The 22,423-nt window shown below is 51.9% G+C and carries 15 protein-coding genes; 6 read left to right on the top strand and 9 right to left on the bottom strand.

Annotated features, from left to right (window positions below):
* The first annotated feature begins 16 nt into the window (after positions 1 to 16).
* A complete protein-coding gene (locus D4L85_RS19185) occupies positions 17 to 922 on the top strand; it encodes an ABC transporter ATP-binding protein (RefSeq protein ID WP_119755821.1) in 906 nt (301 codons plus the stop codon).
* A 2-nt stretch (positions 923 to 924) separates the two neighbouring features.
* Entirely contained in the window at positions 925 to 1,707 is a 783-nt protein-coding gene (locus tag D4L85_RS19180; RefSeq protein WP_119755820.1) for an ABC transporter permease, read from the top strand.
* A gap of 9 nt (positions 1,708 to 1,716) precedes the next feature.
* Here the strand turns inward: D4L85_RS19180 and D4L85_RS19175 are convergent, their stop codons facing one another.
* Positions 1,717 to 2,178: a hypothetical protein gene (locus tag D4L85_RS19175; protein WP_160143841.1), complete on the bottom strand. Its 462-nt coding sequence runs from the start codon at positions 2,176 to 2,178 to the stop codon at positions 1,717 to 1,719.
* Positions 2,179 to 2,265: 87 nt separating this feature from the next.
* Positions 2,266 to 4,719 carry a CehA/McbA family metallohydrolase gene (locus tag D4L85_RS19170; protein ID WP_162500956.1) on the bottom strand — a complete coding sequence of 818 codons (2,454 nt, stop codon included), beginning with the start codon at positions 4,717 to 4,719 and terminating at the stop codon, positions 2,266 to 2,268.
* Positions 4,720 to 4,951: 232 nt separating this feature from the next.
* Between D4L85_RS19170 and D4L85_RS19165 the strand changes: the two genes are divergently transcribed.
* Positions 4,952 to 5,515 (top strand): fasciclin domain-containing protein, encoded by a 564-nt coding sequence (locus D4L85_RS19165; RefSeq protein ID WP_119755818.1) that lies wholly within the window; start codon positions 4,952 to 4,954, stop codon positions 5,513 to 5,515.
* 49 nt (positions 5,516 to 5,564) lie between these two features.
* Here D4L85_RS19165 and D4L85_RS19160 read toward each other — a convergent pair whose 3' ends face one another.
* Entirely contained in the window at positions 5,565 to 6,134 is a 570-nt protein-coding gene (locus D4L85_RS19160; RefSeq protein WP_119755817.1) for a hypothetical protein, read from the bottom strand.
* Between the two features lie 281 nt (positions 6,135 to 6,415).
* Here D4L85_RS19160 and D4L85_RS19155 point away from each other — a divergent pair, with 281 nt between their 5' ends.
* Together D4L85_RS19155 and D4L85_RS19150 are read left to right on the top strand one after the other, a co-directional pair.
* Positions 6,416 to 9,838, top strand: a complete 3,423-nt coding sequence (locus D4L85_RS19155; protein WP_119755816.1) for a DUF7133 domain-containing protein — start codon at positions 6,416 to 6,418, stop codon at positions 9,836 to 9,838.
* 436 nt (positions 9,839 to 10,274) lie between these two features.
* Positions 10,275 to 11,372 (top strand): phosphatidylinositol-specific phospholipase C1-like protein, encoded by a 1,098-nt coding sequence (locus tag D4L85_RS19150; protein ID WP_119755815.1) that lies wholly within the window; start codon positions 10,275 to 10,277, stop codon positions 11,370 to 11,372.
* Positions 11,373 to 11,465: 93 nt separating this feature from the next.
* On the opposite strand, the gene D4L85_RS19145 is transcribed toward D4L85_RS19150, so the two are convergent.
* The 6 genes from D4L85_RS19145 to D4L85_RS19120 all read right to left on the bottom strand — a co-directional run bounded on the left by D4L85_RS19145 (position 11,466) and on the right by D4L85_RS19120 (position 19,822).
* Positions 11,466 to 12,227 (bottom strand): GntR family transcriptional regulator, encoded by a 762-nt coding sequence (locus tag D4L85_RS19145; protein WP_119755814.1) that lies wholly within the window; start codon positions 12,225 to 12,227, stop codon positions 11,466 to 11,468.
* Between the two features lie 115 nt (positions 12,228 to 12,342).
* Positions 12,343 to 14,328: a sialate O-acetylesterase gene (locus D4L85_RS19140; protein WP_160143840.1), complete on the bottom strand. Its 1,986-nt coding sequence runs from the start codon at positions 14,326 to 14,328 to the stop codon at positions 12,343 to 12,345.
* A 91-nt stretch (positions 14,329 to 14,419) separates the two neighbouring features.
* Positions 14,420 to 16,207, bottom strand: a complete 1,788-nt coding sequence (locus D4L85_RS19135) for a class I mannose-6-phosphate isomerase (RefSeq protein WP_119755812.1) — start codon at positions 16,205 to 16,207, stop codon at positions 14,420 to 14,422.
* On the bottom strand, positions 16,204 to 17,157 hold the full coding sequence (locus D4L85_RS19130; protein WP_160143839.1) for an ROK family protein: 954 nt from the start codon (positions 17,155 to 17,157) through the stop codon (positions 16,204 to 16,206). Before D4L85_RS19130 ends, D4L85_RS19135 begins: the two co-directional genes overlap by 4 nt.
* Positions 17,158 to 17,218: 61 nt before the next feature.
* On the bottom strand, positions 17,219 to 18,598 hold the full coding sequence (locus D4L85_RS19125; RefSeq protein WP_119755810.1) for a sugar porter family MFS transporter: 1,380 nt from the start codon (positions 18,596 to 18,598) through the stop codon (positions 17,219 to 17,221).
* 15 nt (positions 18,599 to 18,613) lie between these two features.
* The gene (locus D4L85_RS19120; RefSeq protein ID WP_119755809.1) at positions 18,614 to 19,822 is read right to left on the bottom strand and encodes a DUF4185 domain-containing protein; all 1,209 of its coding nucleotides are present in this window, start codon (positions 19,820 to 19,822) and stop codon (positions 18,614 to 18,616) included.
* A 117-nt stretch (positions 19,823 to 19,939) separates the two neighbouring features.
* On the opposite strand from D4L85_RS19120, the gene D4L85_RS19115 reads away from it, so the two are divergent.
* Positions 19,940 to 22,267 (top strand): hypothetical protein, encoded by a 2,328-nt coding sequence (locus D4L85_RS19115; RefSeq protein WP_119755808.1) that lies wholly within the window; start codon positions 19,940 to 19,942, stop codon positions 22,265 to 22,267.
* Positions 22,268 to 22,423: the final 156 nt, after the last annotated feature.

Here is a 22,423-nt window from a genome sequence, read left to right as displayed (position 1 = left end):
CTACAAAACTTAAAGCATGCTTTCCCTGGAAACTCACAACCTCAGCCATCGCTTCAGCAGCGGACAAGATGTTCTTCGCAACATCAATCTCACGGTGGAACAGGGAGCGATCTATGGATTTTTAGGCCCCAACGGAGCCGGCAAGACCACCACACTACGGTTGATCCTGGGACTATTGAAACGACAGGAAGGATCGATCACCCTCTTTGGAAAAGCATTCGATAAAAATCGCATCGACATTTTACGCCGGGTCGGGTCGTTGATCGAGAGTCCGTCGGTATATGGACACCTTAGCGCGAAAGAGAATCTTGCCGTGTTCCAAAAAGTATATCAATGCCCGACGGCCCATATCCCGCACGTGTTGGACTTGGTTGGGCTCGGCGACACGGGACGAAAAAGAGCGTCACAGTTTTCATTGGGTATGAAGCAGCGGCTCAGCATTGCGCTGGCGTTACTGCCAGCCCCGGAGCTGCTCATTTTGGATGAGCCCACAAACGGGCTTGATCCCAATGGCATTATTGAAATGCGTGAATTACTAAAGCGGTTGAATCGAGAACACGGCACCACCCTCCTGGTCTCCAGCCACTTGTTGGCCGAGATCGAAAAACTGGTAACCCACCTGGGCATCATCCACCAAGGCGAGCTGATCTTTCAGGGAACGCTGAACGCCCTGAAGAGCAAGCAACAACAGACCCTCCACATTGTGCTGGAGGCCGGCGACCCCCGTGCGGCGATGCGCCTGCTGTTGGATGATCATATGGAAGCCCTCTACACCGATGGCCATATCCGTCTTCCTGCAATGACCAAAACGGAGATCGCCGCGATGAACAGAAAGCTGGTTTCGGCTGGGATCGAGGTGTACGCCATCCGCCCGGTGAAGAACGATCTCGAATCCATTTTTATAGACCTTGTAAATTCCTGATCATGGCATATGCTTATGTTGCCAGCCTTCAAAGCGAATGGCTGAAGAAAAAAGGAAGCCTGGCTTCATGGATGGTGGTGATTGGAGCGTTCTTCACCCCGACCATCATCATCATTGCCCGGCTCGTTTACTACGAGCGTTTGCCGGGGCTGTACGCATCGGATGGTTTCTGGATGTTGTTGTGGAAAAATGCATGGGAATCGATGGCCATTTTTCTATTGCCGCTCGGCGTCATACTGGCCACCAGCCTCATCGCCCAGCTGGAATACAAGAACAACACCTGGAAACAACTCCACACCACGCCGCTCTCCCTCACGATCATTTTCCTCTCGAAGCTCACTGTGATCGCCGTGATGATGATGCAGTTTCTTATTTTGTTCAACGTCGGCATTTGGCTGGCGGGGGTTGTTCCTCAACTAATCATTCCGGGGGTGTCATGGCCTGGGGCGATACCGTATGATTATTTTCTGCGCGAAGATCTATTTTATTTTATCGACTGTTTACCCATCATTGCTTTGCAGTATTTGCTTAGCCTGCATTACCGGAACTTCCTGGTCAGCATCGGGTGTGGTTTTATCTTTTGGATCGGGGCGTTGGGGACCTTGTCGTGGAAATATGGATTTTTGCTTCCTTACACCTATTGCATGTTCAATTATTTAAAAGCCGGTGTCGAGACCAAAGCGGCCGTTCCGCCGGTGAACATACATGGGATGGCACTTGGCTATTTCCTGATCTTCACGGTTGCCGGCTATTATTTATACATCAAGAAAAAAGAAAAAGGGTAGATAGCATGTTTAATGCGCTATCCTCTTTTCAAATTCTTTCCTAAAGACGGAAAGGTCGTTGGCAAAGGAAGATTGATCACAACCCGATTTTTTACTCAAACAATTGATAGCTACAGAGTCGCTCTTAACGGTATGCTCCTTCATATAGAATGGCTTATCGTAGTTATTCGAAAGCCTTTTTTGATAAATTAATTGATTCTCCTCGATGTAATATGTTGTTGCCGTATTTCCCATTTCCCCAAAGTGCCTGACAACCAATTTCCTAATGTCGTTTGATTTATCATCATAATAGCCAACGAATGCACTACCCTCGGTTGTCATACCTGGAACTTCTATCGCCAAGTTTTTTAATGAGTGATCTCTATCGATGGCGGTGACAAGGCTATCTACACTAACATGGTTCGAGAGATTTTTTTGAGCCATGCAGTTTGAAAAAAACGGGAAAACAAAAAGCAACAGGAATTTCTTCATGAATTATTTTTTATTCGGAGACGAATACCGCAAATTTGGGCGTCAAACGATCAATCATTTCTTTCTTCGTAAGATGCAGACCCCGGATCATTTCTGCGAAGCCTCCTGAATGATTTTATCATAGACGCTGCGGGCATGATCATACGCGGTAGCGGCTGCTGCGCGTTCACTGGCGCGGATCTGCCCCTCTTTCATTTTCCAACATTGGTCAACGGTCTTGCGACACCAGTCTGCGCTGCGCAATTCCCGAATCGGTTTGCCATCTACGATAACAAACACCGGGTTGGTGTGTGAGCTGGGATAAATTCTCAGCGCCAACCAGCTCGATTTACTGATGGGATACGAGAAGTTGATGTTCTTGAACGTGCCATCGGCCAATACCTCAGTCGACTCCACGGGTTCGCCATTGACAAGTAGTTCCACTTTGACATTGCGCGTGCTTCCCACGCGAGCCCTTTCGATGTGCCAGTAGGGCTGGCCATCTACGGCTCGCTTTGCGATGGATTTGCCTTCGTCATTTTGCTGCGCGGGTAAATTGGCCGTGACCCGTGCGGTCACCTTCAATGTTTGTTTGCCCTTCACTTGTACTTCGCTGTTCTTTGTGCCCGGCTCCGTTCCGTTGACCGAGAAGTCGAGAATGTGGGAGCCTCCTTCGGTGACGTATGACCGTCCCTTCTTTATCGCCTCTACATAGTTGTCGTAGCTCAACGGGCCATCGGGTTTGAAATAGCTTCTTCCCAATCCCACGCGTTCGTCGTAGATGCAGGGGAAGTCGGTTTCTCCGCTGAGCCTTGTTCTGAATCCGGCGTTGAGGGTGTTGTACCACATATTCAATTCCCACGGCGCGGGCGTATCGCCCAGGCTATAAAAATCAACGGCGCCGTGTGTGATGGTGACGATATATTCCATCGCACCTATCCCATCCATTTTGGGTATGACATAGTTTGGGAGATCTTTTGTGGGTTCAAGTGGCTCCAGTCCCCATCCCGAGTGCGCATAGCCCACCACGGCGTTTTGAGATTTGGCCCACGTCAACACGGGCAACGTCCAACTGGGCCAGTCTTCGATGGTTTTGGTGCCGGGATAGTCGTCTTCCTTCAACCGCAGCAACACGATGTGGCCGGCGTGCGACGAGGGGAAGCCGGAGACTTCCACATCGTTTCGCATGATGTTTTTAGATGTCGAGAGCGGGTCGTCCTTGCCTGTGAAGAATGTCTTCTGGTGATACCAACTCGGGCCCCACGCCAACACGGCCGACACGTTCAGGTCTTCGCCCAATTCCTGGCGCCACATGTCTGCGGGTGGCACGCCCTCTTCCGGGCTGTCGTAGTGACTGCATCCTCCGCCGTGCACATGATGATCGGCGCTGTACCATCCCAGTTTAGCCAAATCTATCCAACGCCGAAGCTGAAACGACGTGCTAAAGGTCGACACGTTTGGCGGAACAACCAGCTCGCGGGTTTGTGAGATGTATTCCGGGCCGCGGGTGAAGGTAACGGAATATTTGCCGGGAGGAAGCTGCACGTGCTCGCCGTGCGTGCGGTAAACCTGGGGTTGAAAAAAGAAATCGGGATACTCGTCGAACGCTGCCACCCTTCGTGACGGGAGCGGGTAGATGCCCCTCAGCCTTCCGGGGAGCTTGTAGTCGTCATAGTGAAATTCTTGTTGCGCTGCCCATAAGTGGAAGGGTTGGTTTTGCCGGTTCTCCGTGCTGTCGAGCAGGCGTTCGATCCCATCGGTGATGAGGAACGACGCCATGGTGGGGGAACCGTCGTCGTCCTTGACTTCGAAAGTGACCTTCACCGAAGGCTTGACGTCGAACAATAGGTTGATCGTATTTCGAAAGCCAATGTCCTGTGTGCCTTGGCCGATGTTGAACCCGATCTCTGCCTCGCGTTGTCCTGCATCTTTGCTATAGATCTGGGCCACTACATACTCCAGGCGAAGCCCCGAGAGGTGTGTCGTCAATGGACGGTTTCGATATACTTGCATCTCGAGGAAACGATTACCCGCCTGACCCGGCGAAATAATGTCTTCGTCCTTGACCTTTGGATTTTGGCTTGGCGCGTGCAGCGGACGGACGGCATTTGGACTTTCAATATTCAACTGCGCCGTGACACCCGCATCGTTTTGCACTTTGACAAGAAAACTCGTCCAGCCGCCTTGGATCAAAACCGGTTTCGCCGATCCCCGGGCGACTTTCACACGCGCCTCGGGGTTGATGCTGACGGCAGCGAGACAGTAAGGGTCGAGGATCGCCTGAATTTGTGTGACGGTTTCTTGCGTAAGCGCTTTGTCCTGCAAGGCCTTCAACCGTTTGGTATCGTCTGCCGACAACGCGCTACCCAGAAACGACAACGCCTCCTGTAGGCGAAGTGCCTGGGCAAGCAAGGGTTGTGGCTCGACCGTCGAAGTCGTTGGGACGGTGTGAGCGGCATGTTCGGTATGCTCGGTGTGTTGCCCAAACAAGACCGTCGGCGCTACGAAGCCTGCAACAATGACTAGAAAGCGTGGTACTTGGAACACAGCTTGGTTTTTCATAGGTAGGTGAGTTTACTTGAAGAATACATAAACCGTCATACTCCCTCGTTCCGCCCTATTAAGTTCACATTTTTTTCCCGGAGAACCAGAGTTTTCCTGTTTTCTTATTAAAGATTCGATCCTCTTGTATCGCCTGCTGACTGCCCGCGCGCGGATGCTCTTCGTCCGATAAACATAAAAAAGATGCAAGTCTGAAATCCAGTAGTCGGGGTACAACTAAAAAACAAACCCTATGAAATCGAAAAGAGTGAATTCGGTTGTACTAACCGCATGCATGTTTGCGTTCGCCTTGACCCTGGCGACAGCACAAGAAAAAACCGTGATGGTCGGTGGCGCGCAGATGTATCCTTCGAAGAACATCATCGAGAACGCCATGAACTCGAAGGACCACACCACGCTGGTGGCCGCTGTGAAAGCCGCCGGCCTCGTGGAAACCCTGCAAGGCAAAGGCCCCTTTACCGTCTTTGCTCCCACCAATGCAGCCTTTGATGCGCTGCCTGCCGGAACCGTCGAGACGTTGCTGAAACCGGAGAACAAGGCGATGCTGAGCGATGTGCTCACCTACCACGTCGTCGCCGGCAAAGTAGACAGCCGGGAGCTCATGAAGCGAATCAAGGCCGGCAACGGCAAAGCCGAGCTGACTACTGTGGCGGGCGGAAAACTTTGGGCCGGCATGGAAGGCAACAAGCTTAAGATCTGGGATGAGAAAAACAATGCTGCGTGGGTCACGGTGAAGGATGTTTATCAGAGCAACGGGGTGATCGAGGTGATTGATAAGGTGTTGATGGCGAAGTAAGCAGACCCGCTTGCTCACAATGACGGCGATCTCCCCTGGAGATCGCTTTTCACTTGTTAAATCGCAACGTCTTAAAAGCATTTAGTAACCGACGCTCATTCTCTGCATTCAGGCTTCTACCATTCATTTGAAACCTGTCGCGAGCAGAACCGGCCATCCAGATACTGTCGATATAGATGCCGGTCATTCCCTGGCCTGTGCGTTTCGGGGACACGATCTTTGCTTTTCTGCCATCCACGGTTGTCCAGGTAATTTTATTTTCCATGAACCTTTCGACATCAACCGTATCCGCTTTCCCGTAAAATGTAAAGTTTCTAACACTATCCGACGATGCGCTGTCCAACACGTAGAAGTCGCCATTCAGAATCTCAAATTTTTGGTCTTCCTCCAACGAATTGGAATACCATCCCAGATCAAAGTTTATCGTATCCCCGTAGTCCAGCGCGATAAGACCTACGTAGGAATCAATACCGCGTACCTTAACGGGACTCCAGGTGGCGGGTACTGTAATGGTGAATTGCCCAAGATCAAGCATCTTGGTCTCCGCAGGCTTCCGGGTATGACAAGCTGAAAGAAAGACAAAAATGGCAATCAGTATCCCGTGGTTCGTTAAGCTCATGGCATCTTCCTATTGTTCGTTTGCTAAGATATCTATTTAGCGCAACAGGTTATGCGCGCCTCCAATGCTCTCCGTTATCCCAAAAGACCTGCCATTCATCAAAATAACGTTCTCGGAGCGACACCCTTTCTCCCTCAGCATGCCCTTTTTTGCTACATTGACCCCCTGATTTCCAATACTGAATTCCTATGGATTTTCGTTCGTCGCAGCTGCAACCCGACGGGCATTAAAGAACCCACACATTATATCTTACAAACACATTTAATCTAGCCAAGCTATTCATGAACACCGAATCTTTTTCAAACCGATACTCCCTAAAATGCCTTGCAACGGTCGCGTTAGCCATTGGGCTTTTGGCGTCCTGTCAGCAGAAGGAAAAGGAAAAAGCTGTGGATCTCAAGATCAAGCAGCTTGACCCCAAACAATCGGCCGAAATGGCCCACGCAATTGAAGGGGTTGTCACGCCCCAGCTCGCCGAAGGCCTCACGCTCAAGCTGTGGGGTGTCGATTCGCTGATCGCCGACCCCGTGTCGATCGATGTAGACGACGATGGGAAGCTGTACTACACCCGCACCATCCGCCAAAAACATTCGGAATTCGACATCCGTGGACACCAGGACTGGGAGATCGAATCCATTTCCCTGAAAAATATTGAAGAGAAACGCGACTTTCTGCACCGCACGCTCTCGCCCGAAAACAGCGAAAAAAACAAATGGCTGGAAGACCTGAACCACGACGGCTCGCACGACTGGCGCGACATGACTGTTGAAAAAGAACAGGTTTATAGTGTCGAGGACGTTTCCGGTGACGGCGTAGCCGACAAATCACAAGTGGTGATCGAAGATTTCCACGACGAAGTGACCGACGCTTCGGGTGGCGTGCTCAAGCATGGCAAAGACCTTTTCGTTGCCATCGGTCCCGACCTGTGGCGTTTGAACGATACCAATGGCGACGGCGTGATGGACGATAAGGTTTCGCTGTCGCACGGCTATGGCATCCACGTTGGCTTTAGTGGTCACGGGATGTCGGGCGTCGAGATCGGTCCGGAGGGAAAGATCTATTGGCAGATCGGTGATATCGGTTTTAGCGGCAAGGATCAAACCGGCAAAGCGTGGGAACATCCCAACAGCGGTGTGATCGTGCGCTCCAATCCCGACGGCAGCGACTTCGAAGTATTTTCGTATGGCAATCGCAACACCCATGAGTTTGTGTTCGACGAATACGGCAACCTCATCAGCGAAGACAACGACGGCGACCACCCCGGCGAAAGCGAACGCATCGTCTATGTGGTGAACGGCGCCGACATCGGCTGGCGTACCAATTGGCAATTTGGAAAATACCGCGATCCTGAAAACAATACCTATAAAGTTTGGATGGACGAAAAAATGTATACGCCGCGTTGGGAAGGTCAACCGGCCTACATCACACCCGCCATCGCCAACTATGTGAACGGTCCCACAGGGATGTTGTACAACCCCGGCACCGCGCTGGGCAAAGAATGGCAGAAGACTTTTTTCATTGCCGAGTTCGTGGGCAACCCTTCGCAATCGGGTATCCATGCCTTTAAGCTGAACCCCAAAGGTGCAACGTTCGAGCTAGGCGAAAACAAGAAGGTCCTCGGCGGTGTCTTGGCCACGGGCATTGACTTTGGTCCTGACGGCGCCATGTATGTGGCCGACTGGATCGACGGCTGGGGCACCAAAGATCATGGCCGCGTTTGGAAACTCGATGTAGCCAATGCCGACGCTGCCGAGCGAAAAGATACCGAGACGCTTATCCGCGCTGATTTCACAACGTTCGATGACGCCAAGCTGGAGCCATTGCTGGCACACGCCGACATGCGCGTACGCCAGAAGGCACAATTTGAATTGGCTGCCCGCGGCGACAAAGGCATGGAAGTCTTCAAAAGAAGCATCGCACAAAAAGATCATCAGCTCGCGCGCGTAAATGCCATTTGGGGCATCAGCCAATTGGCGCGGAAAGATCTGAAGAATGCCGCCGTGCTCGTGCCCTTGCTCCAGGATGCCGATCCTGAAATTCGCGCGCAAGCGGCCAAGTGGATTGGCGACGTGCGCTATAAAGAAGCAGGCGCAGCACTGATCCCCCTGCTGAAAGACGACTACAGCCGCGCGCGTTTCTTCGCCGCGGAAGCTTTGGGACGCACGGCGTATGAGCCTGCCATTGGCGGCCTCGTTGAATTGTTAAAAGCCAACAACGACGAAGATGCTTATATCCGTCACGGCGCGAGCCTGGCCTTGGCCCGCATTGGAAAAGCCGAGCCGCTGGTTGCCCTGGCGAACAATCCTTCGCGCGCCGTGCGCATCGGTGCGGTGCTTGCCCTTCGCCGTCTGAGCGATCCCGGCATTGCCGCCTTTTTAAAAGACAGTGATGAATTTGTTGTGACCGAAGCGGCACGCGGCATCAACGACGATCTCTCCATTGAAGGTGCACTGCCCGCATTGGGTGACGTATTGAAAGACACAAAGTTCACAGCCGAAGCCTTGCTGCGTCGCGCCATCAACGCCAATCTTCGCGTGGGTACCGACGCGTCGATGCAAAACCTGATCGACTACGCCGCCAACGAAAAAGCTCCGGTGGCGATGCGTTCGGAAGCCTTGGCTGCACTGAGCACGTGGGCGAAACCGTCGGTGCTGGATCGTGTCGACGGACGTTTCCGCGGCAAGATCACGCGCGATGACAAAGTTGTAAAAGAAAAATCGGCCGCGGTATTGACTACGTTGACCAGCAACAAATATGCCGGTGTCCGGTTGGCTGCCGTGAAAGCCATTGACAAACTGAAGATCGCTTCCGCGTCACCTCAATTATTTGCGCGTTTGAAAAGCGATCCCAGCACTCCCGTGCGCGAAGAATCACTGAAAGCACTGGCCTCTATTGCCGATCCCAAAATTGGTGATGCCATAAAGACGGCCTTAGCGGATAAAGAAAAAGAAGTCCGCGTGACCGCGCTGGATCTATTGCCCAAGATGAATGTCGACAAGCCACTGATGGTGACATTGCTCACCGATGTGATCAATACGCGTACGGTAGAGGAAAAACAAGCGGCGCTGACAACCCTCGGCACACTTCCGTTCGAAAACACACAACCCGTCTTTGACAAACTCCTGACACAGCTCGAACAGAAAAAACTTCCGGTTGAAGTCAACCTGGAGCTTGCCGAAGCTATTGGTAACACACATAACAAAGACCTTGATGCACGTTTCAAAAAGATCAGTGCATCGATGTCTACCGATACGTTGAAGGCTGCTTATGCAGGAGCATTGCTCGGAGGAAATCCCCATCGCGGGGCACAGATCTTTTATGGCCACCAGACGGCACAATGTATCCGTTGCCACTCCTATGGCGACATGGGCGGCACGGCCGGGCCGCGACTTAACGGCGTGGCGGCACGCCTGACGCGCGAACAATTGTTGGAAGCCCTTATTAATCCTAGCGCGAGGCTTGCACCGGGTTATGGCATGGTGACCGTTGAGACAAAAGACGGAAAGACATTAAGCGGCATCTTGCAGGAAGAAAAGCCGGATTATCTAAAGCTAAAGATCGGCAACCGGCCTGATACGCTCGTACAAAAGCAAGCCATCGCGAAGCGGACGGATGCCGCCTCAAGCATGCCACCGATGCGGTTGTTGCTGACGAAGAAAGAGATCCGAGATGTATTGAGTTTTATTGCTACGTTGAAGGAATAAAAAGCACGCTTGATCTTTAATAAAAAAGAGTTATCGATAACCCGATAACTCTTTTTTTGTGTCGCCTCCTATCCCCCGGTTGCTCGAATGATGCTATAATGTCCTTTTAATTACCTTCTAATGGGAGTATAGTCTTCATTAGTCCCTGTTCGATACTAACGAACTCAAAATCACTGCACAAAACGCCCAGGCTGTTCTTCTTCCGGCGTGCGTTGACCGGCCGGGTGTTTTTGTAACGCTTGATGTATCCGTTTTCAGTCATACATGCACGAGTTTGCTACCGCCATAGAATATATATATTTAGGAGTCACACCTGCGTCTGAATATTTCTTTTTATGAAAAAGGTTAAAGTTTAGTTAATGTCGGCAAGCATGCATTTCTAAATTTCGCCGCTTACTTTTAGGTGTTTTTGCTGCTTTTTAAACTCAAACCATGCATGAAAAAATATCTTAGTATTGCTCTCCTCGCGTCGATCTCTATTTTAAACGCAAGCGGTCAAACGGACAATCTACCAATCAATCACATCCAGGTGATCGGTTCACACAACAGTTATAAGAAAGCCATCGATCCGGCGTTGTTCAAGATGCTGAAAGCTCGCGATTCGGTGGCGATGAGTAAAATTGACTATAGCCACATCAGCATAACCGACCAGTTGAATCTCGGGCTTTTGAACCTGGAGATCGATGTATATGCCGATACACAGGGCGGACGTTATGCTCATCCAAACGGGTTGGATTGGGCTCCTGGTCAACCACCGTTCGATCCGGAAGGGGTGATGAAGAATCCTGGATTCAAGGTTTTTCACATTACCGACATAGACTTCAGAAGCCACTGCCTCACGTTTCAACAGTGTCTGCAAGACCTGAAAAAATGGTCCGATGCGCACCCTACGCACAATCCCGTTTTTATCACGATGAATGCCAAAGACGAAAGCATCACAAAGCCAGGCTTTACGACCGTCGAAAAATTTACGGCAGCCACCTACGATGCGCTGGACAAAGAGATCGTCGACTACCTGGGAAAAAATTATGTCATCACGCCAGACCAAGTGAGGGGCAAATATAAAACGCTGGAAAGTGCCGTACTCGCCAACCATTGGCCTACTCTGAAAGAAGCCCAGGGGAAATTCATTTTCATCCTGGACGAAAAAGGGCCGAAGGTCGACCTCTATGTTGCCGGCCATCCGTCGTTAAAGGGCAGAATGCTTTTTGCCAACGCCACTGTGGGAACGCCCGAAGCCGCCATTCTCATCATGAACAGTGCGAAGCGTGACCAGGAGGCGATCAAAGACCTCGTAAAAAAAGGCTATATCGTTCGCACACGGGCCGACTCCGATACAGACGAAGCGCGCGCCAATGACAAAAGCAGCTTTGAAGCAGCACAACAGTCGGGCGCACAGATCATCACGACCGATTATTATCAGAAGAGCACACATTTCAAATCCGACTACGTAATCCGCTTTGAAGGCAATCCGTACTTTCGCGAATCCCCGCTTTTCAAGAGTAAGACAAGTCAGGCAGGTTCAAAAAAATAGTGGCTACGGGACATGGTCCATAAGGACCCTGACAGAAGACCCCCTCATTAACCCGGGCCTGCGTGCCCGGTGTTTTTTTGGAGAGACGTTAGCTTAGCGTTTGATGTCGATCTCGTAGGTAAAGCTGTCGCCGCGATAATAGCCCAGGTTGTATTCTACGGGGCGATCGCCAGGGTCGCAGACAATCCGTTTGCGGAACAATACAGGGTCGCCTTTTTTTATGCTTAGCTTTTTTGCCACATCGGTCGGAGCACCGATGGCATTTATTTTTTCTTTGGATATGGATGCAATCGTAGCGTGCTCCTGCTCCATGATCTCATAGAGGTGGCGGGTGAAATCTTCTTTGCCGGTGAGGCCGACGCGCGGATGAAAATAGGAGATGAAATATACAAACGGGCCTTTCGCCACGCCGCGCAAGCGCTCCAGCTTTAACACCTTCTTGCCTTCATCGATTTGCAATGTGTTGGCCACGTCAGCATCGGCATTGACCCAGCTGACCTTGATGTCGAAGTTGACAAACTCCACGCCTTTGCTGTGCATCTCCTCGCTAAAGCTAAGCCAGTTGTTGAGCCGCGTGCTCACGGCGTTTTTGACCGCCCGTGTCCCCACACCTTTTTTACGAACCAACAGGTTTTCGTGCTCGAGTTTGTTGGTGGCCTGTCGTATGGTGTTGCGCGAGATGCCGAGCCGCTTTGCCAGTTCAATTTCCTTGGGAAGCATTTTGCCGTTCTGATACTGCGGGCTGCCGATCAGCTGTCGCATCAAGGTCTCCACCTGCACGTGCAGTGGAATGGGACTGTCGTGATCTATCTTGAACTCTACCGTCTCTTTTGACGGTTTTGCTTTTACGGCCATACGAATAAGAAGTAATAGTTAAATTTACGGGTTCTCAGGGAAAGCACAAATTTATGTCCTAATGTCCCTACATATAAAAGAACCCATTCGTCCGCACACGCGTGAATCCGATTCCTTAGAAACGCGGACCCTCCACAAATACCTGTCCTTCGGTGCTGCCCTTGAAGGTGTCGGTGCGAAAGGGAACGGCGGGTAGTCCTTCGGCATTGTAAAGGTCGAGCGGTCCGGGGTTGTTGTCCCAGGCATAGCGCACGGCGATGGGTTGCTTCACCTTGTCGCAGACCACTTCCACTTTGCCGTCGACCATCCGGGCCTGGGCCCAGTAAAACTTTTTGTCGGCGCCCGCCACTTGAAATCCACGCAGGTAGCCATACTTGTCTTTCGACACCAGGCCGCCTCCAACATTGTCATAGGAAATGATCAGGCGCACGCCGTCTACGCGCATACTTTTGAACGACGGACCGGAGGCCACCACGTTCTTTCCATAGGCCACCTTCATGGCGACGAGACCCAGGCGTTTGCCGACCTCCAGTTTGTTCAGGGGATGAATGTCTTGTGCTTCGCCGATGTCGATGGCCGAAGCCATGCCGGTGTTGGGTAATGAAAGCGTCAGGGTCTGGGCTTCGCGGAGTTCTGCCCAATGGCTCTCGCCGGGTTCCTTTGATTCGTCCATGTAGTTTGCCAGCTGCACAAACAAAAAGGGAAAGTCACCCTGGTTCCAGTGTTTTCTCCAATCACGGATCAGCGCAGGAAACAACTCGCGGTATTCATATGCGCGGTCGACGTTGGACTCGCCCTGGTACCAAATCACTCCCTTGATGGGAAACGACGTGAGTGGGGCAATGCTGCCATTGTATAAAACACCCGGAGACGAAAAGGGCGTCGCGTTCGGCATCTCCACTTTTGGAAATTTTGCCGGATCAATTGCCTCGCCTTTTTTATACAGCCAGCTGCCCAACAGGATCTTGCTTCCCCAAAACGGACTCGTCGTGAAGCCCCCGATGCCGCCTACATCGAATACACGCACTACCAACACATTGCCTTCCGGTTTCAGGGAACGGGTGGGGACGCTGTAGTTTCGGTGGTTATGTTTGCCATAGGTCTCTCCTATCTTCACGCCATTCACCCAAGCCATGTCATAGTCGTCGATCTGCGACAGGGCGATGTTGAAATTTTCGTCATGATAATTTTCAGGGAGATCGAACGTGGTGCGGAACCACACTTCGCCGTCGTGGTCTTTGAGATCGGGTTCATTTTCCCAGGTGTTGCCCGACGCATTGATCAGTTTCCAATCCGCAACATCTGTTTCCGGTTTGAGCCAGGCTTCTTTTACACCAACGCTTTTGAAATAATATTTTTTGAACCACGCAGCCTTGTTCTTCTCGAAGTCAGCCGTTAAAGCGTCGAAGCTTTTACCGTGTTTTACCACCGGCTGAATGAGGCTTGCAAATTCAGGGAATTGCAACAACGCCTCGTTGCTCATCCAGGCCTCTGCTGCCGTCGCTCCCAGGTTGTCGCTCACCAGGCCGATGGGAATATCGAGATGCTCGTACAGATATTTTCCAAAGTGATAGCCAACCGCCGAAAATTCATGAATGGTCTGAAGACTCAACGTCTGCCAACCGTTTCCTTTCACGTCCTCGCGGGGTTGATAGTCCATGTCGAACGGCACCGTGAACAAGCGGATGTTCGCGTGTTTCAACAAGACGGAATCCATTTCTTCATAGGGAGTCTGATCCAGGCGCCATTGCATGTTCGACTGTCCGCCGCAGACCCACACATCACCGATGAGAATGTTTTTTAGTTCGATCCGGTTCGTTCCGCTGACTACCACCTCATAGGGTCCTCCGGCTTGCAGCGCAGGAAGCACGCAGGACCATTTGCCCTGTGCATTGCTTTTCACGCTGACGGTTCTTACGCCCATCACCACTTTCACCTCTTCACCCGGCGAAGCCCATCCCCAAAAGTGCAAGGGAAGGTCGCGCTGCAACACCATGTTGCTACCGAAGATTTTTGGCAGGCGCACCTCTGCCCTACACAGAGGTGCCGCCAAAAACAACACTAAAAGCAGGATCGCCAAGCGATACGTATGAAGTCTCATTAACCTTCCGGGTTTCATTTATTTTTTTGTATGGACGGGTCATGCTATTCGATCGGCCCGCGGCGAGGGATGCCGCAGGCTCGGATCGAAATCACACCAAACTATGATAGCCGTTGATAATCTCTTCCGTGCGCACGAATGCTTTTAGCGTGGCACATTCCTTCCCTGCGGATTCACCATGAGGGGTGATGGTGTATTCGCCTACGGCTGCCGGCACAATGAACGTCTCGGCATAGTGGATCACATAGGGTCTGAAAAGACCCTTTGGACTTTCTATGATAACTTCTCTGCCCTCCACGAGGTTGATGACGTTGACACCACCGTGGGTATGGTGAAGCACTTTTTTTGTAAACCAATGCCGGCGCGTTTCAATAAACTGAAACTCATGCAGGCCGGTGCGTTCTTCAACCCATCCGTCGCCGGCGGCAACTTTCTCCACGCGGTTCAACAGGTTTTTGCGCGTCCAGGTTTCCCGGCGATCCCATTGGATCACTTTTTCGCCATGCTCGATGTTGATGGGTCGCGGCTTGCCGTCCAGCCCAAGTCTGCCCCAATCCCAAAGTTTGAACGTGAAAATATAGGGCGTGGCGCTGATCTCCAGCACAACGCTATCCTTACCCGAACAATGCACCGTGCCCGCGGGAATCAGCACGTGGTCATGCTTTTTGATGGGCCACCTCTGGACATATTTTTCTGCGTCAAAGGTGCTGCCTTCATTTTGTGCCTCCTTGAGCTCGCTGATCATTTGCTTCGGATCGGCATTCTCGTTCAGCCCGAGGTAAACGAACGCGCCTTCGCGGGTGTCGAGCATGTAGTAGCTCTCGTCCTGGGTGTAGTCCATTCCAAAATGTTCCCGGATGTATTGCGTGGTGGGGTGCACTTGCAGGCTGAGATTGCCGCCGTCCATCGTGTCGAGGAAGTCGAAGCGGATCGGAAATTCCGCACCAAACTTTTCATAGACGCGTTTTCCCAGCAACGCTTCCGGTTGACGAAAGACCAGGTTGATGGAAGGGACCTCCACGGTCTCATTCCCAAATTTTAAGAGCAAGCTGTTCTCTTCGGGAACGCAATCGAATCCCCAGGCAAAGTTCACGGCCGACCGGTCAAGGTCAGCCACTTCCTTCAACCACTGACCACCCCAGGGCCCGGGGTCAAAAAACGGGACCACCCGAAACGGTGTATGGGTCGCTTTCTCAAGCCCCTTCAACACGGCTGCACCGGTGATCATCTTGGGATGGTCCGGTTTGTTGCTATCGATCACAAAGTCCCAACGATCCATCAGCGCTACCTTGTGTTTGTCGAGCACGCGCCAATCCACGAAATAGGCTTGCTTATACTTTAAAGAAAACTCGGCGTCGGTATTGCTCACGCCCAGGTTACCTACCTCGTTGCGCCGCATACGCAACTGGATCTCCCAGCGTGCCATGTCGAGGTACACGAGCACATCAGCATTTTGAGCCACATAGGCAGCGCCTTCGCCATAGACGATGATCACCCCACTGGTGATTGCGTCGATATCTTTTCGCAGGGCTTGTAGTTTCTTCTCGTCAAAGAATTTCTCCAGCGTCAGGCGGGTCATGAAACCGAAGATCCGGTCGTCGGTGACGTCAGGATAGACCATGCGGGAGACTTCCATTTCCGAGAGGAATGCGGATGCGCTGTTGAAGAATGGATGAGGCTGTAAACCTTTTCTCAGCGCGGCTTCCGTTTCCTGATGCAACACGCCATGATAACAATCAATGGCCACCACGACGCGGGTCTTTCCACGGGTGGCGATAAATTCCTGGAGACGTTTACAGATGCTTTCCCAACCGGTGATGCAATCACGGCTTTCCGAACTGACTTCAATGGATGGGCATTTATCAAAATTTGACTTCATAATACCGGTTTGTAATCCTTCTGCAAAAGGGATAATAAATAATACATGCCTAAAATTCCTGCGTACTCCACTTGTTCGGCCACGACCAGCTCGATGGGATTGTCGTTTATCCACGAGTCTCTTTCAATCATGCGGCGCACATACGGGATGAGCAGATTCTTTCCCGTCATGATGCCGCCCCCGATCACTACGCGCTCGGGATCATAGGAAAGGATGAGGTTGAGTATGCCCGTCGCCCAGGCCTTCAAACAATTCTCCTGGATTTGGATGGCCAGTGTGTCGCCATCCGCCGCGCTTTTAAAGACGGTATTGAAATTGATCTCTTTTTCCAAAGCAAGGGCGCTGGTCTTATAGAGTGGCGACCGGGTCACCTGTTTTTCGAGGGCCCATGTGGACGCTTCCGACTCCACGCAACCCACGCTTCCGCAATTGCATTCCTCGCCGTGCAAATTGATCGCGATGTGACCGCCCAAATTGCCGGCATGATAGTGTTTGCCTTTTAACAATTTTCCGTGGATCAGCGCGGCCGATCCCACGCCCGTGCCCAGCGTGATCAACACCAGATTGTCACAATTTTTCCCGGCGCCATATTGCCACTCCCCCACCAGGGCTGCCCGCGCGTCGTTCTCCAGCGCCAACGGAATGCCCCACTGTTTCATCGCCCATCCCGAGAGATCGACTCTTCTGGCGTCGGGGTACTTGACATACTTTGACAATATTTTATTGTTGTCTGAATCGACGATGCCGGGAAACGCAATGCCCACACCCGTAGGTGTACAGTTGTTTTCAGCCAGCATCCGGTCCGTCTCCACGGCGATCTCGGCCAGGCGCTGCTCCAGGGTGACGTGTGCCGCGGCCGGAATTTTTCTTGCCACCACCAACACACCCTCGTGTACCAGGCCGATCTTTATGCGCGTGCCGCCCATGTCGATCCCGATTCCAACCTCCATTGATTTTACATTTTTTGTAGTCATAGCCAAGGACAATTGTCGCTGTTACCGATCCAAAAAATTATTGCTTCCAGCTTTGCTCGATCTCTTCGAGGGTGCGCTGTTTTGTTTCCGGAATTTTGCGCCAGACAAAAATGAGCAGGATCACGGCATTGATCAGGAAGATCCCAAACGTGCCGGCGCCCCCCATCTCCCCCTTCAACAACACCGGCGTGAACTGGGTGATAAAGACCACCCCAATCCAAAGTACCAGCGTGCAAAACGACATGGCCAGGCCCCGGGTTTTTGTGGGATAGATCTCCGAGATGAGCACCCATGGAATCGGGCCCAGCGATGACGCAAAGCACGCGATGTATGCCAATATAAAAAGCAGGAGCCACGGCCCTTGGGTGATGTTGTATTGAAAACACAACGCGATGCCCAACAGACAAACGATCATACCCCCTACTCCCCACATCAGAAGCGTTTTCCTTCCCGCACGGTCGATGAGCCAGATCGCCACGAAGGTGAACACGGTATTGATCACACCGATCAAAACCGTCTGAAGAAACGCCGACTCCGGTCCGAAACCGATGCTCTTGAATATCTCGGGCGCATAATAGATGATTGCGTTGATGCCGGTGATCTGCGAAAACAAAGCGAGAACAATCCCGGCGACGAGGGCCATGCGCAAACCGGGGCTGAACAATTCAGCGACGGTCCCGTTCTCTTGTGAAAGTGCAGACTGGATCTCATCAGCGATTTCGCGCGCCTTCTCTTTCCCGTTCACCTTCTCGAGGGTTTGCAAGGCTTCGTCATAGCGTCTCCGTTTGATGAGCCAGCGCGGACTTTCGGGAACCAGGAACAACAGGACGAAGAACAAAAAGGCCGGCAGGGTACCCGAACCCAGCATATAGCGCCAACCCCATTCTACATTCCACGCCGAGTCACCTTGTGCCGCGATCTTGAAGTTGACAAAGTAGATCAGGTTTATCCCCAACACAATCGCGAGTTGATAGAGGCTCACCAACTGTCCGCGAATTTTTGCAGGGGCAATCTCCGAAATGTACAAGGGCGAAAGCATCGATGCCGCACCGATACCCAGCCCTCCTACAAACCGGGCCAGTACAAACTGGGTGAAGCTTTGTGGAATCGCCGCGCCCAGTGACGAAACAAAAAACAGGACTGCCGTAATGATCAATACTTTTTTCCGTCCAAAGCGGTCGCTCAGATAGCCTGCCATCATGGCGCCGAGAACGCAACCCCATATGGCGCTGCTGGCGGCCCATCCCACCATGACTGGTGTCAGGCCGAATTTTATTTCCAGGAAGCCGATGGCCCCGGCGATCACGGCGGTGTCGTATCCGAAAAGCAATCCACCCAATGCAGCCACGACGGAAACTTTGAAAACGAATCCGGAAGTGTTTGCGGGTAGTGTCTGGGTTGCGTGTAGCGTCTCCATGAAATGCGGGTTAAACTATTTGCCTGCCGTAGGTGTGTTGAAAAGGATGCGAACAAACCGGGGACGATACAGGTCGGGAAGGGTCTGGATCTGCTTGAAGAAATCAAAGCTGTTCACATTAAAGCTCACCAGCAATTCGCCGGGTTTTGAAATGGCGGGGTGTGCTTTCGCGTTGTAGGTGAAGAGCCCTTGTTCATTGACGTCGGTGGTGGTGTTCCATACTATTTGGCGGGGACCGAATGGTCCTACCGGCGATGTTCCGATCTGCAGATAGATGGTGGGCATCAGCCCGGCGTATTGATAGATCAATGCATATTTGCCGTTGCCCAGCGGTGTCACGCTCAATTCGTTTGAAACGCTGTCGACCAGGGGTTGCGCGTCTTCGGGTTTGGAACTCCAGGCCGTGCCGTTATAAAATTCCCACGAAGAAAATTCCGTTAGTTGTGCGGGTTTGATCCGGGCCACCACCAGTTCTTTCGCGCGGCCTTTCACGCCATACACATAGACAAACCCATCGGCATCCGGGGCACCGGCCGACTGCGTGTTCGAAAGGACGCCCACACCAAAAGAAGTGGTTAAGGAATCTTTCGAAGCGGAAAACGGCATGTCATATTGTTTCTGCTCCTTGAATGGATAGGGCGTTCCCTTTGGGATCACGATCAGGTTGTTGCCCACTTCGCGAAAGGGGAAAGCCGTTCCATCGTTGGTGTTTCGGATGCGATAAGCAAAAATGCAGAGGCTGCCGTCCATGTCGTTGTTCACAAAGCCATCGCCCAGCCAATAGTAGTCGTCCTTTTTGGTTTCGGGTGAGGAAGGCACAAATAAGGAGGCCGGCTTCTGGTCGGCTCCTTTGTTGATGAGAAAATGAGCGGCGGAAGCTGACGGTTCTTTTCCGTGCAGCATCATCACCGAGTTGTTCACCATGACGTAGCCGGGTTTCAACGTACCCTTGTCGATGTCGCCCACCATGGTGTCACTGAACAGGAACATGATGCTGTCGTTGGCTCCGCTGCTTTGGTCAACGCCGGAAAAGGGAATGGCGAAAATACCATCGGCGCCAAACCATCCGTGGTCGCGCTTCAGCAACGCGGTCCATTCCGGGGCAGGCCCCACGCTAAAGGTGATCGGCCTCTCGGGTTGTTCGGTCTGCGAAGACTTGTTTTCCTTACAGGAAAATGCGGCAAGACAAAAAACTAAAACAGCAACGTTCAGGATGGTTTTCATGCGACGGCATTTTGGGTTGTGTATACAAAGCTAAAATTAAATTTGATATGTATGAACATATGAACAAATAAAATTGATACTTTTAATTTACAGACAACTTCAAAATTCTGCCTGTTTATGAAGCGCTCCCCTTGCTATATCGGCTTATTTTCCATTCTCGCATTCCTTTTTATGGTGGGATGCTCAACGCCTCCGCAAACGGAGAAAAACTACATTCCCTCGCTGGATCAGATTTCCGGAAAGTGGGTAAAAGCCGACACCGTTGCCATGGAACCGTCGTTGCGAAATTTCCGCGGCCAGGCGGTGGCCAACCGCGATCTCACGTCCATCAGTTGGTTTGCTTCGGCTCCGTATAGTGGTGGCTACCATACCGGTGTTTTCAAGATCGATGGCCAGGTGCCGCTCGTGGACATGTTCCGGTGGCAGCCCTACCAAACCCTGCGCAAAGCAAGTTATAAGAAGTTCGCTTTGTTGTCCACCACACGCATGCTCCCGGAAGAGGACGGCGTGTTGTGGCGAATCGAAATCACCAATCAAAATGACCACCCCGACACGGCGAACATTTCTGTGGATGCCATTGGCTTTATCAGTCAGTATGGTGGCGATTGGCAATGGTGGTATCCATATCCAAAAATGAAAGGCATGGTCACCAAAAGGGACGAGGAAGTAGAGATGGTCCGCAAAAGCATCGGCAGCGCAACCCTGGCTGAAGCGCAGGTAGATGAACTCGTGGATGGAAAACCCACCGGGAAGAAAATGACCCTGCGCGCACCCGATGATCATCAGATCTTAAACGCCACGAAATACAACACCACCGCTTCCGGAAAAAATACCTTGCTGATCCACGACACCGAAACCCCGGCCATCACGGGCTTCGCATTCAAAACCACGCCGGACACATTAATAATTTTCCACAGCGGCGCAACGGCTCAATGGAAATTGCCGCTAAAATCCGGAGAGACAAAAGTGATCGAATACCTCATGCACTATGGCAACAGCGACCGTGCGATCACCCAACAGTTAAACACCTGGACCACGACGTTTGACGAAAAATTTACCCAGGTCAAATCGGTTTGGGAACAGCGGTGGCAATCCATGTTTCAACCCCACAACACCTTGTTCTCCGGATGTTTTCCCGTGCTGGAAACAGAAGACACCGTGGCCTCCCGTGTGTATTACACCGGTCCACTCACGATGCTGTACTTGTTGAACACTAATTTACCCCAGCACAAAAAAGTGATCCTCACCGGCGGCCCAAAATGGGGCGCCACCATTTCCTTCTTCTGGGACAACACCGAATGGTCGACGGTGCAAGCGGTGACAGATCCCGTGCAGTTAAAAGAAAACATCGTCGCATGGATGAAGGTCGATCCCAGCAAATTTTATGGCGTGGATAATTTCGGCGGCAAGGGCGTTGGCAATCCTTACTCAGCAAACTATTGGGCCTTGTTTCAGTTGGTCCGCTCCTACTTAGCGGTCACTGGCGACTATGCCTTTCTAAAAGAAAAAGTCGAAGGAAAAACGATCCTGGAAACGCTGGAGCACTACGCCACCAACGGGCAACGCATGGCGCTCTTTGGAAAACCGGGCTATACCGATCCACTATACAAGCTCGCCGATTTTGGCAGCGACGAGTGGAACCTGCTCGAGTGCGTGCCCACCTACAAACAAATTGTCCCTTCGTTTAACGCAGGCTATATCTGGATGCTGCGCGAAACGGCCGACCTCTATGCCACAGCCGGTGATCAGGCCAAGGCCGGGCAACTGCGCAACCAGGCCACCGAGCTGAAAGGATACCTTATGAAACTTTACGCCGGCAACGGCGTGTGGAATTGCCTCTATCCCGACAACAAGACCATTGAAGTACGCCACTGTCTCGACTTCATGTTTATGGGCCGCTTCATGGCGCAGGATCTCAGCGACACCATGAAAACCGAAATGATCAAATTCGTAGACCAGGAATTGATGACCGATCACTGGATGCGAGCTCAATCCCTGTTGGACGTCGCCGCAAAGAATTCCGATCGTCCCGATCATGGTCCCCTCGGCGCTTACGACGGTTGGCCTGCCGGAACGATGGACGCATTTGTGCAAATGGGATATTCGGAGAAAGCCCTTCAATTCTATCACGCAATCGAGCCGGTAACGTACGAAGGCTCCTGGGCGCAGTCGCACGAACTGTGGGGCGATGACAAGGAAGACTCAAAGGCCAAGGTACGCATCGCCGAACGCGGGTGGCATGCCCGCGACGCCATGGCCGGCATCGGCATGTCGCAGGTGATGCTGAAATGTTTCTTCGGGTTCAATCCCGACCTGCAAGGAAGAATGATCAAGGAACCGGGTACCATCCCTTTCAGAGGCACGTTACGGCACGTGCTCTTCCACGGTGACTACTATACACTCATCAGCGCTGGTGGCAAAATAAACGCAACAAAAGAGAAATAATCTAGTTTGGGTTGAATATGGGGCTCGTGTCATTTTTTGCACGGGCTCTTTTTTTGTATCACAGCCGGAGAAATGCGCCTTCGCCTTTCTGCTCGCTATAATCAAACAAAAAACCTTAGTGGGGACGCAGTCGAAGGTGTCTCGATGAAACACTTT

This window comes from Chryseolinea soli (assembly GCF_003589925.1).
GTDB lineage: Bacteria > Bacteroidota > Bacteroidia > Cytophagales > Cyclobacteriaceae > Chryseolinea > Chryseolinea soli.
The sequence above is the reverse complement of the archived record's forward strand: the minus strand, read 5'-3'. Positions and strand labels throughout refer to the sequence as shown.

Bases quoted from the DNA above. Each gene is read 5' to 3' on its own strand.
- D4L85_RS19185 (WP_119755821.1), top strand. From the start codon at position 17: ATGCTTTCCCTGGAAACTCACAACCTCAGCCATCGCTTCAGCAGCGGA.
- D4L85_RS19180 (WP_119755820.1), top strand. From the start codon at position 925: ATGGCATATGCTTATGTTGCCAGCCTTCAAAGCGAATGGCTGAAGAAA.
- D4L85_RS19175 (WP_160143841.1), bottom strand. From the start codon at position 2,178: ATGAAGAAATTCCTGTTGCTTTTTGTTTTCCCGTTTTTTTCAAACTGC.
- D4L85_RS19170 (WP_162500956.1), bottom strand. From the start codon at position 4,719: ATGAAAAACCAAGCTGTGTTCCAAGTACCACGCTTTCTAGTCATTGTT.
- D4L85_RS19165 (WP_119755818.1), top strand. From the start codon at position 4,952: ATGAAATCGAAAAGAGTGAATTCGGTTGTACTAACCGCATGCATGTTT.
- D4L85_RS19160 (WP_119755817.1), bottom strand. From the start codon at position 6,134: ATGAGCTTAACGAACCACGGGATACTGATTGCCATTTTTGTCTTTCTT.
- D4L85_RS19155 (WP_119755816.1), top strand. From the start codon at position 6,416: ATGAACACCGAATCTTTTTCAAACCGATACTCCCTAAAATGCCTTGCA.
- D4L85_RS19150 (WP_119755815.1), top strand. From the start codon at position 10,275: ATGAAAAAATATCTTAGTATTGCTCTCCTCGCGTCGATCTCTATTTTA.
- D4L85_RS19145 (WP_119755814.1), bottom strand. From the start codon at position 12,227: ATGGCCGTAAAAGCAAAACCGTCAAAAGAGACGGTAGAGTTCAAGATA.
- D4L85_RS19140 (WP_160143840.1), bottom strand. From the start codon at position 14,328: ATGAGACTTCATACGTATCGCTTGGCGATCCTGCTTTTAGTGTTGTTT.
- D4L85_RS19135 (WP_119755812.1), bottom strand. From the start codon at position 16,207: ATGAAGTCAAATTTTGATAAATGCCCATCCATTGAAGTCAGTTCGGAA.
- D4L85_RS19130 (WP_160143839.1), bottom strand. From the start codon at position 17,157: ATGGAGGTTGGAATCGGGATCGACATGGGCGGCACGCGCATAAAGATC.
- D4L85_RS19125 (WP_119755810.1), bottom strand. From the start codon at position 18,598: ATGGAGACGCTACACGCAACCCAGACACTACCCGCAAACACTTCCGGA.
- D4L85_RS19120 (WP_119755809.1), bottom strand. From the start codon at position 19,822: ATGAAAACCATCCTGAACGTTGCTGTTTTAGTTTTTTGTCTTGCCGCA.
- D4L85_RS19115 (WP_119755808.1), top strand. From the start codon at position 19,940: ATGAAGCGCTCCCCTTGCTATATCGGCTTATTTTCCATTCTCGCATTC.